The sequence below is a fragment of the Roseovarius litoreus genome (assembly GCF_900142765.1).
Lineage (GTDB): Bacteria > Pseudomonadota > Alphaproteobacteria > Rhodobacterales > Rhodobacteraceae > Roseovarius > Roseovarius litoreus.
On the sequence record NZ_FRCB01000009.1, the window covers coordinates 35,498 to 47,931 of the forward strand.

At 65.5% G+C, this 12,434-nt stretch carries 13 protein-coding genes; 6 read left to right on the plus strand and 7 right to left on the minus strand.

Annotated elements, in window-relative coordinates; translation table 11 throughout:
• Nucleotides 1-96: 96 nt before the first annotated feature.
• The 4 genes from rbfA to F3H35_RS15440 all read left to right on the plus strand — a co-directional run bounded on the left by rbfA (nt 97) and on the right by F3H35_RS15440 (nt 2,779).
• A complete protein-coding gene (rbfA, locus tag F3H35_RS15425) occupies nt 97-492 on the plus strand; it encodes a 30S ribosome-binding factor RbfA (RefSeq protein ID WP_149780440.1) in 396 nt (131 codons plus the stop codon).
• Complete coding sequence (locus F3H35_RS15430) at nt 479-1,228, plus strand: phosphodiester glycosidase family protein (RefSeq protein WP_188130003.1); 750 nt, start codon at nt 479-481, stop codon at nt 1,226-1,228. Before rbfA ends, F3H35_RS15430 begins: the two co-directional genes overlap by 14 nt.
• A gap of 76 nt (nt 1,229-1,304) precedes the next feature.
• Nucleotides 1,305-2,210, plus strand: coding sequence for a tRNA pseudouridine(55) synthase TruB (truB, locus tag F3H35_RS15435; RefSeq protein ID WP_149780441.1), 906 nt, complete (start codon nt 1,305-1,307; stop codon nt 2,208-2,210).
• 44 nt (nt 2,211-2,254) lie between these two features.
• Nucleotides 2,255-2,779 carry a DUF1643 domain-containing protein gene (locus tag F3H35_RS15440; protein ID WP_223228443.1) on the plus strand — a complete coding sequence of 175 codons (525 nt, stop codon included), beginning with the start codon at nt 2,255-2,257 and terminating at the stop codon, nt 2,777-2,779.
• 179 nt (nt 2,780-2,958) lie between these two features.
• Here F3H35_RS15440 and F3H35_RS15445 read toward each other — a convergent pair whose 3' ends face one another.
• The 6 genes from F3H35_RS15445 to rpiA all read right to left on the minus strand — a co-directional run bounded on the left by F3H35_RS15445 (nt 2,959) and on the right by rpiA (nt 9,213).
• Nucleotides 2,959-4,356, minus strand: a complete 1,398-nt coding sequence (locus tag F3H35_RS15445; protein WP_394852320.1) for a Do family serine endopeptidase — start codon at nt 4,354-4,356, stop codon at nt 2,959-2,961.
• A 223-nt stretch (nt 4,357-4,579) separates the two neighbouring features.
• Nucleotides 4,580-4,777, minus strand: coding sequence for a DUF2065 domain-containing protein (locus F3H35_RS15450; protein WP_188130004.1), 198 nt, complete (start codon nt 4,775-4,777; stop codon nt 4,580-4,582).
• Nucleotides 4,774-5,811: a protease modulator HflC gene (gene hflC, locus F3H35_RS15455; RefSeq protein WP_223228444.1), complete on the minus strand. Its 1,038-nt coding sequence runs from the start codon at nt 5,809-5,811 to the stop codon at nt 4,774-4,776. Before hflC ends, F3H35_RS15450 begins: the two co-directional genes overlap by 4 nt.
• Nucleotides 5,811-6,977 carry an FtsH protease activity modulator HflK gene (gene hflK / locus F3H35_RS15460; protein WP_149780444.1) on the minus strand — a complete coding sequence of 389 codons (1,167 nt, stop codon included), beginning with the start codon at nt 6,975-6,977 and terminating at the stop codon, nt 5,811-5,813. Before hflK ends, hflC begins: the two co-directional genes overlap by 1 nt.
• A gap of 66 nt (nt 6,978-7,043) precedes the next feature.
• On the minus strand, nt 7,044-8,399 hold the full coding sequence (gene gor, locus F3H35_RS15465) for a glutathione-disulfide reductase (protein ID WP_149780445.1): 1,356 nt from the start codon (nt 8,397-8,399) through the stop codon (nt 7,044-7,046).
• A gap of 25 nt (nt 8,400-8,424) precedes the next feature.
• Nucleotides 8,425-9,213, minus strand: coding sequence for a ribose-5-phosphate isomerase RpiA (rpiA, locus tag F3H35_RS15470; protein WP_149780446.1), 789 nt, complete (start codon nt 9,211-9,213; stop codon nt 8,425-8,427).
• A 221-nt stretch (nt 9,214-9,434) separates the two neighbouring features.
• On the opposite strand from rpiA, the gene F3H35_RS15475 reads away from it, so the two are divergent.
• Both F3H35_RS15475 and F3H35_RS15480 read left to right on the plus strand, forming a co-directional pair.
• A complete protein-coding gene (locus F3H35_RS15475; protein WP_149780447.1) occupies nt 9,435-10,139 on the plus strand; it encodes a glutathione S-transferase family protein in 705 nt (234 codons plus the stop codon).
• A 189-nt stretch (nt 10,140-10,328) separates the two neighbouring features.
• Nucleotides 10,329-11,702 (plus strand): L-serine ammonia-lyase, encoded by a 1,374-nt coding sequence (locus tag F3H35_RS15480; RefSeq protein ID WP_149780448.1) that lies wholly within the window; start codon nt 10,329-10,331, stop codon nt 11,700-11,702.
• A gap of 30 nt (nt 11,703-11,732) precedes the next feature.
• Here F3H35_RS15480 and F3H35_RS15485 read toward each other — a convergent pair whose 3' ends face one another.
• Complete coding sequence (locus tag F3H35_RS15485; protein WP_149780449.1) at nt 11,733-12,407, minus strand: thiamine diphosphokinase; 675 nt, start codon at nt 12,405-12,407, stop codon at nt 11,733-11,735.
• Nucleotides 12,408-12,434: the final 27 nt, after the last annotated feature.

The following is a 12,434-nucleotide window of genomic DNA, read 5'->3' on the forward strand; positions in this document are numbered from 1 at the left end:
GGCCGGGGGCGGCGCACAATGGGGAACAGCGGGCGGCAAGGGCCGGACGCGCGCATTCGTCTTGGCAAAGGCCCGCAGAGCGATTAGATGCGCTGCATGGCAAAGAACAAGTCTCATGATGGTCAGGGCCCTTCTCAGCGCCAGCTTCGCGTGGGCGAGCTTGTGCGCCGGACGCTGTCGGACCTGCTGATGCGCGGCGATGTGCATGACCCCGAACTGAACCGCATGTCGGTGACCGTGGGCGAGGTGCGCGTGTCGCCCGATCTCAGGATCGCGACGGCCTATGTGCTGCCTCTGGGCGGTGACGGGCAGGAGCAGGCGATCGATCTGCTGGCGCGCAACCGGGGCGAATTGCGCCGGCTGATCGGCAAGAAGCTCGACCTGAAATATGTGCCCGATCTGCGGTTCCGCATCGACGAGACCTTCGACCGCATGGATGAGACCCGCCGCATGTTCGCCGATGAAAAGGTGCGACGGGATGTCGAAAGCTAGGGCGTTGCGCTGGGCCGCGGTGCTCTGTGCCTTGGCCGGGCCTGCGGCGGCGGTCGAGTGCGCAGCGGTCGAGCATCTGGGGCAATCCTTCACGGTCTGCACGGTGGATGCGGCATCGGCCGATCTGCGGCTGTTCCTGCGCGATCCGGAGACTGGGCGCCCGCTGGCCAGTTTCGGCAATGTCGAGGAACGGCTGGAGGCTGCGGGCGAGCGCCTGGTCTTTGCGATGAACGCGGGCATGTATCACAGCGATCGCCGACCCGTGGGTCATTACGTCGAGGATGGTGTGGCGCTGGCGCCGGTGATCTCGTCGGCGGGGCCGGGGAATTTCGGAATGCTGCCCAACGGGGTGTTCTGCATCGCGCAGGGCCGGGCCGATGTGGTGGAAACGCTGCGCTTCATCGAGGAGGCGCCCGCTTGCCGCCATGCCACCCAGTCGGGGCCGATGCTGGTGATCGACGGCGCGCTGCATCCGCGTTTCCTGCCCGATAGCGACAGCCGTCATGTGCGCAACGGGGTTGGAAGCTCGGGCGATGGGCGCGTGGTCTGGTTTGCGATCTCCGAGGCGCCGGTGACCTTCCACGACTTCGGCACGCTGTTTCGCGATGTGCTGGGGGCAAAGCAGGCGCTTTACTTCGATGGCAGCATCTCGCGGCTCTATGTTCCGGCGCTGAACCGCCATGACGGCGGCTTCCCGATGGGACCGATCGTGGGCGTGGTGGAGCCGCAGGGCTGATCGGGCACCTGCCGAATTGACAGCGCGCGGGCCTTGGGCTACGCCCGCGCCTCCACCCCGGATGAAGGACAGGACCATGGCACGCAAACGCAAGGGGCGCGATATTTCCGGCTGGCTGGTCGTGGACAAGCCCGCAGGGCTGACATCCACCGCCGTGGTCAACAAGGTGCGCTGGGCGCTGCAGGCGCAAAAGGCGGGGCATGCCGGCACGCTCGATCCCGAGGCGACCGGCGTTCTGGCCGTGGCGCTGGGCGAGGCCACCAAGACCGTGCCCTATATCACCGAGGCGCTGAAAGCCTATGAATTCACCGTGCGCCTGGGGCAGGCCACCAATACCGATGATGCCGAAGGCGAGGTGATCGCCCAGAGCGACGCGCGCCCCGATGACGCCACCATCAAGGAGGCGCTGCACGGCTTCGTCGGAGAGATCATGCAGGTGCCCCCGAAATATTCCGCCGTCAAGATCGACGGCCAGCGCGCCTATAAACTGGCCCGTGACGGCGAGACCTTCGAGGTCGAGGCCCGCCCCCTCTGGGTCGAGGAACTGGTGATGATCGAGCGCCCCGATGCCGATCACGTGGTTCTGGAAATGACCTGCGGCAAGGGTGGCTATGTGCGCGCGATCGCCCGTGATCTGGGCGCGGCGCTGGGCTGCTTCGGCCATGTCACAAGGCTGCGGCGCATCTGGTCTGGACCATTCCGCGCCGAGGACGGCCTGAGCCTCGACGAGATCGACAGGCTGGCCCGCACGCCCGAGCTTGACGCTTTTGTGCGCCCTCTCGAAGAGGGACTCGGCGAGTTGCCCGAACTGCACTGCACCGATGTGGGGCTGGCGCGGCTGAAGAACGGCAATCCCGGCATGGTGATCGCCTCGGATGTCGAGTATGGCGAGGAATGCTGGGCCTCTTATGACGGTCGGGCCGTCGCGGTAGGCCGCTACAAGGCGGGCGAGCTGCATCCCAGCCGCGTCTTCAACCAGTGACCGGGTCGGCCACCGGACCGGAGGGGCACGACCCAGGCGGCAAGGTGCGCCTCAAGTTGCCCGACGGGGTGACCGGCGGCGCGCGCTTTTCCGACTGCGGCCGCTACCGCCAGATGCTCAGCCGCGACTGGACACCGACGGATGCCGTGCCGCGCGCCGTGCTTTTCGTGGGCATGAACCCATCGGTCGCCGCGGCCGAGGTCTCGGACCCGACATGCCACCGCGAATTGATCTTCGCGCGCGACTGGGGCTTTACCCGCTATCTCAAGGGCAATGTGCTGGACTGGCGCGCCACCGCGCCGCGCGACCTGCCCGCCGATCCCGATCTCGCCTGCAGCCCGGCCAATATCCCGGCGCTGACCGAGATGGCGCAGGAGGCCGATCTGCTCGTCATGGCCTATGGCAAGCTGCACACCCGCTATCAGCCCGTGGTGCGCGCGGTGCTGGCGGCGATGTCGGGCACGGGCAAGCCCATCAAATGCCTCGGTCTGAACAAGGACGGATCGGCAAAGCACCCGCTTTATCTGCGCAAGGACACGCCGCTGATGGATTTCCCCATCCCGGCGTGAACGCATGTGTCCGACCGTGGATGCCTCCGGCGGGAGTATTTGTGGAACGATGAAAGACGCGCCGCGCGCGCGCTTCTTCTGGCCTCAAATATCCCGGGGGTTTGGGGGCTGGCCCCCAATCCGCACCGACGAAAAAGGGCGCCCCGGAAGGCGCCCTTGATCATTCATCGGCCAAAAGCTCAGTTCTCGCTGTCGATCGGCAGCGCCACGAAGCGCGGTTCGCCCGAGCGGCGGATCAGAAGCAGGATGGATTTGCGTCCCGCTTCGCGCGCCTCGCTGATGCGGTCCTCGAGATCGCTGATGCTGGCCACGTTTTGCTGACCGGCTTCGGTGATCAGGTCACCGGCCCGCACGCCTTTTTCATAGGCTTCCGACAGGTTGTCCACATCGGTCACGACAAGCCCGGTCACATCCGAGCCGAGATCGAGCTGGCCACGCAGCTCGTCATCGAGTGGGCTGATGGTGAGGCCCATCATTTCCTGCTCGGACGGCTCTTCTGGGGTGTCGGCGCCGGGTTGCGCCGTGGGTATCGCGCCTTCGGCGACCTCGCGGCGGCCGAGCGTGACCTTGAGCGTCTGGGTCTTGCCCTCGCGGAACACGGTGACGCGCACGGCTTTGCCGACCTCGGTATTGCCGACCTGCCGCACGAGGCCGCGGGTGTCGTCCACTTGCGTGCCGTCGAAGCTGAGGATCACGTCGCCGGCCTGCATGCCGGCTTCGGCGGCGGGGCCATCGGGCACGTCGGTGACGAGCGCGCCGCGCACCTCTTCGAGACCCATGGCTTCGGCGACATCCTCGGTCACGTCCTGGATGCGCACGCCGAGCCAGCCGCGGCGGGTTTCACCGTATTCCTTGAGCTGGTCGATCACCCGCGTCACCACGTTCGAGGCCATCGAGAAGCCGATCCCGATCGAGCCGCCGGTGGGCGACAGGATCGCGGTGTTCACGCCGATCACCTGCGCGTCCATGTTGAACAGCGGGCCGCCGGAATTGCCGCGGTTGATGGCCGCGTCGGTCTGGATGTAGTCGTCATAGGTGCCGCTGAGGGCGCGGTTGCGCGCCGACACGATGCCGGCACTGGCCGAGAAGCCCTGACCCAGGGGGTTGCCCATGGCCATCACCCAGTCGCCGACGCGGGCGGTGTCGCTGTCGCCGAAGGTGACGAAGGGCAGCGGCTGATCGGCTTTCACCTTGAGCAGGGCGATATCGGTCTTGGGGTCGGTGCCGATCACCTCGGCCACCAGTTCCTCGCCCGAGAAAAACTCGATGATGATCTCGTCGGCGGCTTCGATCACGTGGTTGTTGGTCACCACGAAGCCGTCTTCGGAGATCACGAAGCCCGAGCCGAGCGCCGAGCTGCGGCGCGGACGGTCGCCATCGCCGTTGCGATCGCGGAATTCACGGAAGAAATCCTCGAAGGGTGAGCCTTCGGGAACGATGGGGGAGGGGCCGGCGCCTTCGGCGACCACGGTCGAAGTGGTGATGTTGACCACTGCGGGGCTGACCCGGTCGGCCAGATCGGCGAAACTTTCGGGGCGCGCCAGCGCGACAAGCGCCTGAGCGACGATCAGCGCCATGGTCAGCGCTGTCAGCCAGAGCGCCCGGAGGGCGGAGGGGCTGACTTTGGGGATGGATACGGATTGGCCTTTCACAGCGGAGTCTCCTTGGCTTTGTCCGGAAGCGCGCGGAACCTTGCCCGCACGCCCTGTGGTCCTATGACCATCATTTAGGCACTGTCCGCGTAAACGCAAAGATCGCAACACGGTGTCACGGCCATGTGAAAGGCAAGTGAACGGGAAATCAAGCGCCAAGCGTCTTTGCGGCCCAGACCATCGCCACCCCGAGCGCGAGCGCGATCAGCCCCATCATGCGGCGCTGATCTTCGGAGAGGGTGGTCAGGGCCAGAAGCATCCGCTCCAAAAGCGAAGGGGCCAGCGCATAGACCAGCCCCTCCACGATCAGCACCAGCCCGAGGGCCAGAAGCAGCGTTTCGATCAATTCGTCACTCCGCTGGCGGCGTCACCGGAGCCCGATTGCGTTTCTTCTTCCATCCGCTGGCGTTCCGCCTCTGGCAGATCGGGAGAGATCTGCACTTCGGGGGCCATTTCGCGCAGGCGTTCGATGTCGATGCCGATGCTGTCCGTGGCCACCAGGCCGTCGGCGCGCACCGCATTGAACATCTCGGACAGGAAGTCGCTGTCGGGCGAGAAGACCAGTGTGGAATTGTCACCCTGCAAGGAGCGTTCCATTGCCGAAAGCGAGCGGTAGAAGGCGAAGAACTCGGGGCTGTCGCCGAAAGCTTCGGCGTAGATCCGGTTCCGTTCGGCATCGGCTTCACCGCGGGTGATCTCGGCTTCACGCTCGGCTTGCGAGACGGTTTCGACCACGGTCCGGTCGGCGGCGGCGCGGACGCGCTGCGCGGCTTCGTTACCACGGGCGATTTCGTCGGCGGCTTCGCGTTCACGTTCGGCGCGCATCCGGGCGAAGGTGGCGTCGAGGTTCTGCTGGGGCAGGTTGGTCTGCTTCAGCCGGACGTCGACGATTTCCAGCCCGAGGCTTTCGGCGCTGGTGCGGGCATTGGCGCGAATGCGCCGTGCCAGATCGCCCCGCTGCGGCGAGAGGATCGTGTCGGATGTCACCTGATCGGCACCCAGAACCTCGCGGATCTGCGCGTTGAGGATCGACGAGAGGCGATCCTCGGCGGTGCGGATGCCACCCACGCCCACGGCCTGCCGGAACTGGACCACATCGGTGATCCGGTAGCGCGCGAAGGCATCGACCACGAGACGGCGGTCATCCGAGGGCGTCACCTCGATCGTGTCGGTATCGAGCGACAGGATCCGGTCGTCGTATTTGACGACTTCCTGGATCAGCGGCAGCTTGAAGCCGAGACCCGGCTCTTCGACGACCTGCTTGATCTGACCGAATTGCAGGACCAGCGCCTTTTCGCGCTCGTCCACGATGAAGATCGAGGACATCAGGCCGACGCCGGCGATGGCCAGGATCGGCAGAAGCATTGCGGTTTTACGCATCAGTTCGAGCCCCCGTTGCTGGAGTTGGATGTGCCGCGACGCAAATCGTTGAGCGGCAGGTAGGGCACGACGCCTTGTCCGCCGCCGGCACCGCTGCTCTCGTCGATCAGGATCTTGTCAAGCTGACCGAGCGTGCGCTCGACGGTTTCGAGATAAAGCCGGCGCTGCGTGACTTCGGGTGCACGGTTGAATTCCTGGCTGACGGCCACGAAGCGGCTGGCTTCACCGATGGCTTCGTTGACGACGCGTGCGCGGTAGCCTTCGGCCTCTTCGATGATCCGGGCGCCTTCACCACGGGCTTCGGCCAGAACGCGGTTGGCATAGGCATCGGCCTGACGCTGCAGACGGTCGCGTTCCTGTTCGGCGGCCTGCACCTCGCGGAAGGAGTCGATCACTTCGCGCGGCGGATCGGCGGTATCGAGGTTGACCCGCACGATGTTGATGCCGCTGTCATAGGCGTCGAGCGTTTCCTGGATGTTCTGACGCGCGGTATCGGCGATCAGACCACGATCCCGGTTGAGGATCGGCGCCAGCGTTGTGGCGGCGATGATCTCGCGCATGACGGATTCGGACACCGCCTGCACGGTCAGTTGCGGGTCGCGCATGTTGAACAGAAGCTTGGCCGGATCGGAGATGTTCCAGACCACCTGGAAATCGATATCCACGATGTTCGCATCGGTCGTCAGCATCAGGCCATCATTGCCGCTGCGACCGCCGCCCACCTCTTCGGTCCGTTCGGAGGTGACGTTGACCACTTCATAGGTCATCACGGGCCAGGGCGCGAAATTCAGGCCGGGATTGCCGATCGAGGCATATTCGCCCAGAAACAGCTCCACGGACTGTTCTTCGGGTTTCACGGTATAGAAGCTGGCTGCGCCCCAGAGCACCACGGCGATCACGCCACCGAGCAGGATCGAACCCCGCCCGAAAGCCGGGCCGCCACCGCCGCCTGAGCCACCGGCGCCGCCGCCCGTGCCACCGCCGCGACCGCCCATCAGGACGCGCAGCTGATCCTGGCCCTTGCGAACCAGTTCGTCGATTTCCGGAATCTGCGGGCCGCCGCCTTCGGGGGGTCTGCGACCGCCCCTGTTGCCACCACGGTTGTCATCCCCGCCGCCGCCTGAATTGCCTCCGCCGCCCCATGGGCCGCCAGATTGTCCAGCCATGTGTTACCTTCCTTTACTGTCGTCCTCCCGGACGTTGTGTCTAACCTGTGCAGCGCGTGCGAAAAATCAAGCGCTGCGCACCGGATCCCGCATCGTCACGATTTCTTCGGCCATCGTGGGGTGTACCGCGACGGTCCGGTCGAAATCCTCTTTGGTTGCGCCCATTTTGACGGCGATCCCCGCCAGTTGGATCATTTCTCCCGCCCCGGGCGCGACGATATGACAGCCCAGAACCCGCCGGGTTTCCTGACTGACGATCAATTTCATCAGCACACGGTCCTCGCGTCCGGCAAAGGCCTGCTGCATCGGTTTGAACGAGGTGCAATAGATCTCGATCGGTTCCTGATCGCGGGCCTCTTCCTCGCTCAGGCCGATGGTGCCGAATTCGGGCTGGGTGAAGATCGCCGTCGGGATCAGCGCGTGATCCACCGGGGTGGGGTTGCCGTTGAACACCGTTTCCACAAAGGCCATGCCCTCGCGGATGGCCACCGGGGTCAGGTTCACGCGGTCGGTCACGTCGCCGATGGCATAGATCGACGGCACCGAGGTCTGGCTGTAGGCGTCCACCTCGATGGCGCCGTTGCGGCCCAGCTTCACGCCGGTACGTTCCAGCCCCAGTTCTGGGGTGTTGGGCGCGCGACCGGTGGCGAACATCACCTGATCGAACACGCGTTCGTCGCCATTGGTGGATTTGACGCGGAAGCCGTGGTCCAGCTTTTCCATCTCGATGATATTGGTGCCCAGATGCAGGCCCACGCCGTTGCGGATCATCTCTTCGGAAATCAGCCCGCGCGCCTCTTCGTCGAAGCCGCGCAGGATTTGCGCGCCACGGTAATATTGCGTCACCTCGACGCCGAGTCCGTTCAGGATGCAGGCGAATTCACAGGCGATATAGCCGCCGCCGACAATCAGGATGGAGCGCGGCAATTCATCGAGATGGAAAATCTCGTTGCTGGTGAGCGCATGTTCGGCACCGGGCAGATCGGGCAGCACCGGCCAGCCGCCGGTGGCGATCAGGATATGTTTCGCCGTCTTCGTTCCGCCCGAGGCCAGCTCGACCGTGTGGGCGTCGGCCACCGAGGCGCGGGTGTCGAAGGTCTCGACCCCGCTATTGGCCAGCAGGCGGCGATAGACCCCTTCGAGCCGGTCCAGTTCGGCATGCAGCTTGCCGCGAAACGCGGGCCAGTCGAAGCCGCCGGCATGGACGGTCCAGCCATAGGCCTGCGCATCGGCGATCTGACCGGGATATTCGCTGGCGAACACCATCAGCTTCTTGGGCACGCAGCCGCGCTGCACGCAGGTGCCGCCATAGCGGTCTTCCTCGGCCAGGGCCACCTTTGCGCCGCCCTGCGCCGCGACACGCGCCGCGCGCACGCCGCCCGAGCCGCCGCCGATCACGAAAAGGTCGTAGTCGAAAGTCATGGTCTGCCTTTTTGCGGTGTTGGGTTCAGTCCTGCAGATCGGAGAAGAGATTGTCGGATTCAAGAAAATCCAGACGATCCTCGGCCACCGTGCCTTCGTTGATGTCGCGGGTTTCCACCCGGCCATCTCCATAGCCCACGATCACGATATCACAGATGTCGATGAACAGCCCGTTTTCCACCACGCCGGGCATCTGGTTGAGCACCATGGCAAGCTGATTGGCCTTGCCGATCCGGCCCAGATGCAGATCGAGGATGTAATTCCCCTCGTCGGTGACGAAAGGCCGGTCGCCATTCATCCGCAGGGTCGCGTCGCGGCCCAGGACATCCATCGAGATCAGCATCTCTTCGACCAGCGATTTCGTGGTTTCCCAGCCGAAGGGGATCACCTCGATCGGCAGGGGGAAGGCGCCGAGGGTCTCGACCTCCTTGCCGGCATCGGCGATCACGATCATCTGGTCGCTGGCGGTGGCCACGATCTTTTCCTGCAAGAGCGCGCCGCCGCCGCCCTTGATCAGGTTGAGGCTGGCGTCGAATTCATCGGCGCCGTCGATGGTCAGGTCCAGCCAGCGCGCCTCGTCGAGGCTGATGACCTCGATGCCGACCTCGCGGGCAAGATCGGCGGTGCGGGTCGATGTGGGCACGCCCTTTATCTTCAGCCCGTCCTCGCGCACGAGCTCGCCCAGGCAGCGCACCATCCAGGCGGCGGTCGATCCTGTGCCCAGCCCGACGCGCATCCCGTCCTCGACATAGTCCACGGAACGTTTGGCGGCGACGAACTTGGCCTTGTCGATGGGCGACAATTCTCCGGTCATGGCAGTGCTCCCCACAGGTTTCGGGGTGTTTATAGGCAAGTTGCGCGCCGGGTGCGAGGGGCAATGACCACGATCTGACACCGGAAAACCGGGTGATCGGGGGGCAATCGCGTGCGAAACCCATCGGCGGGGCGTTCGAGGCGCCCCGCGCCGTCGCAGCAGCGTCACGGTCATGTCGGTTTCGGGCGGGCTGGGGGCGGGGCGCGCGCTAGGGTGCGGTCATGACACAGACCTACCGCTTGCATTACGCGCCCGACAACGCCTCGCTCATCATCCGGCTCGCGCTGGAAGAGCTGGGCGTGCCCTATGACACCGCGCTGGTCGACCGCGCCGCACGGGCGCAGCGCTCGCCCGATTACCTGCGGCTCAATCCGATGGGGCTGATCCCGGTTCTGGAAACGCCCGATGGCCCGATCTTCGAGACCGGCGCGATCCTGCTGTGGCTGGCTGACCGGCATGGCGCGCTGGGTCCCGGCCCGCAGGCTCCGGGGCGGGGGGCCGCGCTCAAATGGCTGTTCTTCGTGTCCAACACCCTGCATCCCGCCTTGCGCATGACGTTTTATCCCGACGCCTATACCGACGGCGACGCGGACGAACAGGCCCGGCTGCGCGCCCATGCGCAGGCCCGCATCAAAGGGCATCTGGACAAGCTGGATGTGGCGGCGGGCGATCATCCCGATCTCTTCGATGGCGACAGGCCGGGGATCATCGCGCTCTATCTGGGGCCGATCCTGCGCTGGATGGCGCTGTACCCGGAGGATCACACCGCGTGGTTCGATCTTTATGACTGGCCGCGCCTGCGGGCGCTGGCGCTTGGCCTCGAGCGCCGCGCCAGCACAGCCGCCGCCATCCGGGCCGAAGGGCTGGGGCCGCACCCATTCAGCGATCCGCAACCCGCCGATCCGCCCGAAGGCAGCGCCACCTGAGCGCGCGCGGTGCGGCTGAATTTCGGGCAGGGGCGTTAAAATCCGGGCCGTGCATGTCTACATGACAGGGATTGGCGCAGATTTGGATGCTTCGGTCGCTTTTGCGCGCGGCGCGGCCTACGCTTCGGGTCATAGAGAGATCGGCGACGCCCCAAAGGGCCGCCCGGCACATAGCGCAGGAAGGATCACATGTTTCTGTCCGTATTCGAGATGTTCAAGGTCGGGATCGGGCCGTCCTCGTCGCATACGATGGGGCCGATGGTGGCTGCCGCGCGCTTTCTGGACAAGATGCGCGCCGCCCCTTTCGAGGCGCATGGCCTGCGCGGGTCGCTGCATGGCTCGCTGGCTTTCACCGGCGTGGGACATGCCACCGACCGGGCCACGATCCTTGGGCTGGCGGGGTTCCGCCCCGACGATTACGACCACGACAAGGCCGAAGCCGTGCTTGAGCAGATCCGCGAGACGCATACGCTGCGCCCACCGGGGCTTCCGGAGCTGGCCTTTCATCCCAAGGATGATCTGATCTTCGATTTCGGCCCCAACCTGCCGGGCCATGCCAACGGGATGATCCTGATGGCGACAGACGCGCAGGGCGATGTGATCCTGCAGGAGACCTATTATTCCATCGGCGGCGGTTTCGTGATGACAGAGGGCGAGCTGGCCCAGGGCCGCAATACCGACGAAGGCGATCCCGTCCCCTATCCGTTCAAATCCGCCGCCGAGATGCTGGACATGGCGGACCGCTCGGGCAAGTCCATTGCCCAGATGAAGAAGGCCAACGAGATTTCGCGTGGCGGGCCGGAAAACCTGCGCTCGGGCGTGGCGCGGCTCTGGCAGGTGATGAATGACTGCATCGAACGCGGCATGCAGACCGATGGCGAGTTGCCCGGCGGGCTGCGGGTGCGCCGCCGCGCCAAGGGTATCCGGGACGCGCTGCTGGCCGAACGCGGCACCAACCTGCAGGCGCCGCACAAGATCAACGACTGGATCAGCCTGTATGCCATGGCGGTGAACGAGGAAAACGCCGCCGGCGGTCAGGTGGTGACCGCGCCCACCAATGGCGCGGCCGGAGTGGTGCCCGCCGTCATCAAATACTGGCTCGAGCATGTGCCCGGCGCCTCCGAGGCGCAGATCGAGGATTTCCTGCTGACCGCCGCGGCGATTGGCGGGCTGGTGAAATACAATGCCTCGATCTCGGGCGCCGAGGCTGGCTGTCAGGCCGAGGTGGGCAGCGCCGCGGCGATGGGGGCTGCCGGGCTGGCCGCCGTTCTGGGCGGCACGCCCGCGCAGATCGAGAACGCTGCCGAGATTGCGCTCGAGCATCACCTCGGCATGACATGCGATCCGGTCAAGGGGCTGGTGCAGGTGCCTTGCATCGAACGCAACGGGCTGGGCGCGATCAAGGCGGTGTCGGCGGCCTCGCTCGCGCTGCGCGGCGATGGCACACATCTGGTGCCGCTCGATGCCTGTATCGAAACCATGCGCCAGACCGGTGCCGACATGAGCGAGAAATACAAGGAAACCTCGCTTGGGGGGTTGGCCGTCAACGTGCCCAACTGCTGAAGGACCGCGCCCCGGTTTGACAGGCTGGCGTCACAGATCGGGCCAGACCGCGCGCGACGACAGCAGCGCATCGGCGGCGCGTTCCATCATCGTCTGGGGCAGGATCACCAGCATCTTGGGCGCGGTGATCGACAGATCCACCGCACCAAGCGCCCGGTTCGAGGTGCCGACCCGCCCGTCCGGGGCGAAGTTCAGCCCGCCTATCGGATATTCCAGCCCATCCGATATTCCCTCGACCGCGCCCATGGGAAACAGCGACACCGCGCATCCCTCGGGCAGGTCCAGCCGCAATTCGGGCGGCGCAAGGAACACCAGCTCTTCGGTGCCCAGCAGAAGGCAGCGCCGATGGGCAAAGCGCACAAGCGTGTTATAGGCAGCCAGTTGATGATCCAGCCGCGCGCCGGAAAATCCCACGCCGACGATCAGGGGGGCTGCGACATTGGCCATGCATTTGTCGAAATCGGTGCTGTCCTGATCCGGGATATGGTGCAGACTGCCGGGGGCAAGCTGCTGGCGCGCCCAGTCCGACAGCGAATCGAAATCGCCGATCACCGCCTCGGGCCGTGCCCCGTTCACCAGCGCCGCATCGGCCCCGCCATCCGCCGCGATGACCCTTGGCGCCACCGCGCGCGCGCGGTCGAGCATGGATTTGTCCACCTCTGCGCCACCGATCAGGGTCACTGGCTCTGTCGCATTGACAATCATCTCATTTTCCCCGGATTACCCCATTTT

Excerpts from the sequence above, each read along its gene's own strand:
- rbfA (WP_149780440.1), top strand. The coding sequence starts at position 97 with ATGGCAAAGAACAAGTCTCATGATGGTCAGGGCCCTTCTCAGCGCCAG.
- F3H35_RS15430 (WP_188130003.1), top strand. The coding sequence starts at position 479 with ATGTCGAAAGCTAGGGCGTTGCGCTGGGCCGCGGTGCTCTGTGCCTTG.
- truB (WP_149780441.1), top strand. The coding sequence starts at position 1,305 with ATGGCACGCAAACGCAAGGGGCGCGATATTTCCGGCTGGCTGGTCGTG.
- F3H35_RS15445 (WP_394852320.1), bottom strand. The coding sequence starts at position 4,356 with ATGGCGCTGATCGTCGCTCAGGCGCTTGTCGCGCTGGCGCGCCCCGAA.
- hflC (WP_223228444.1), bottom strand. The coding sequence starts at position 5,811 with ATGCGTAAAACCGCAATGCTTCTGCCGATCCTGGCCATCGCCGGCGTC.
- hflK (WP_149780444.1), bottom strand. The coding sequence starts at position 6,977 with ATGGCTGGACAATCTGGCGGCCCATGGGGCGGCGGAGGCAATTCAGGC.
- gor (WP_149780445.1), bottom strand. The coding sequence starts at position 8,399 with ATGACTTTCGACTACGACCTTTTCGTGATCGGCGGCGGCTCGGGCGGC.
- rpiA (WP_149780446.1), bottom strand. The coding sequence starts at position 9,213 with ATGACCGGAGAATTGTCGCCCATCGACAAGGCCAAGTTCGTCGCCGCC.
- F3H35_RS15475 (WP_149780447.1), top strand. The coding sequence starts at position 9,435 with ATGACACAGACCTACCGCTTGCATTACGCGCCCGACAACGCCTCGCTC.
- F3H35_RS15480 (WP_149780448.1), top strand. The coding sequence starts at position 10,329 with ATGTTTCTGTCCGTATTCGAGATGTTCAAGGTCGGGATCGGGCCGTCC.
- F3H35_RS15485 (WP_149780449.1), bottom strand. The coding sequence starts at position 12,407 with ATGATTGTCAATGCGACAGAGCCAGTGACCCTGATCGGTGGCGCAGAG.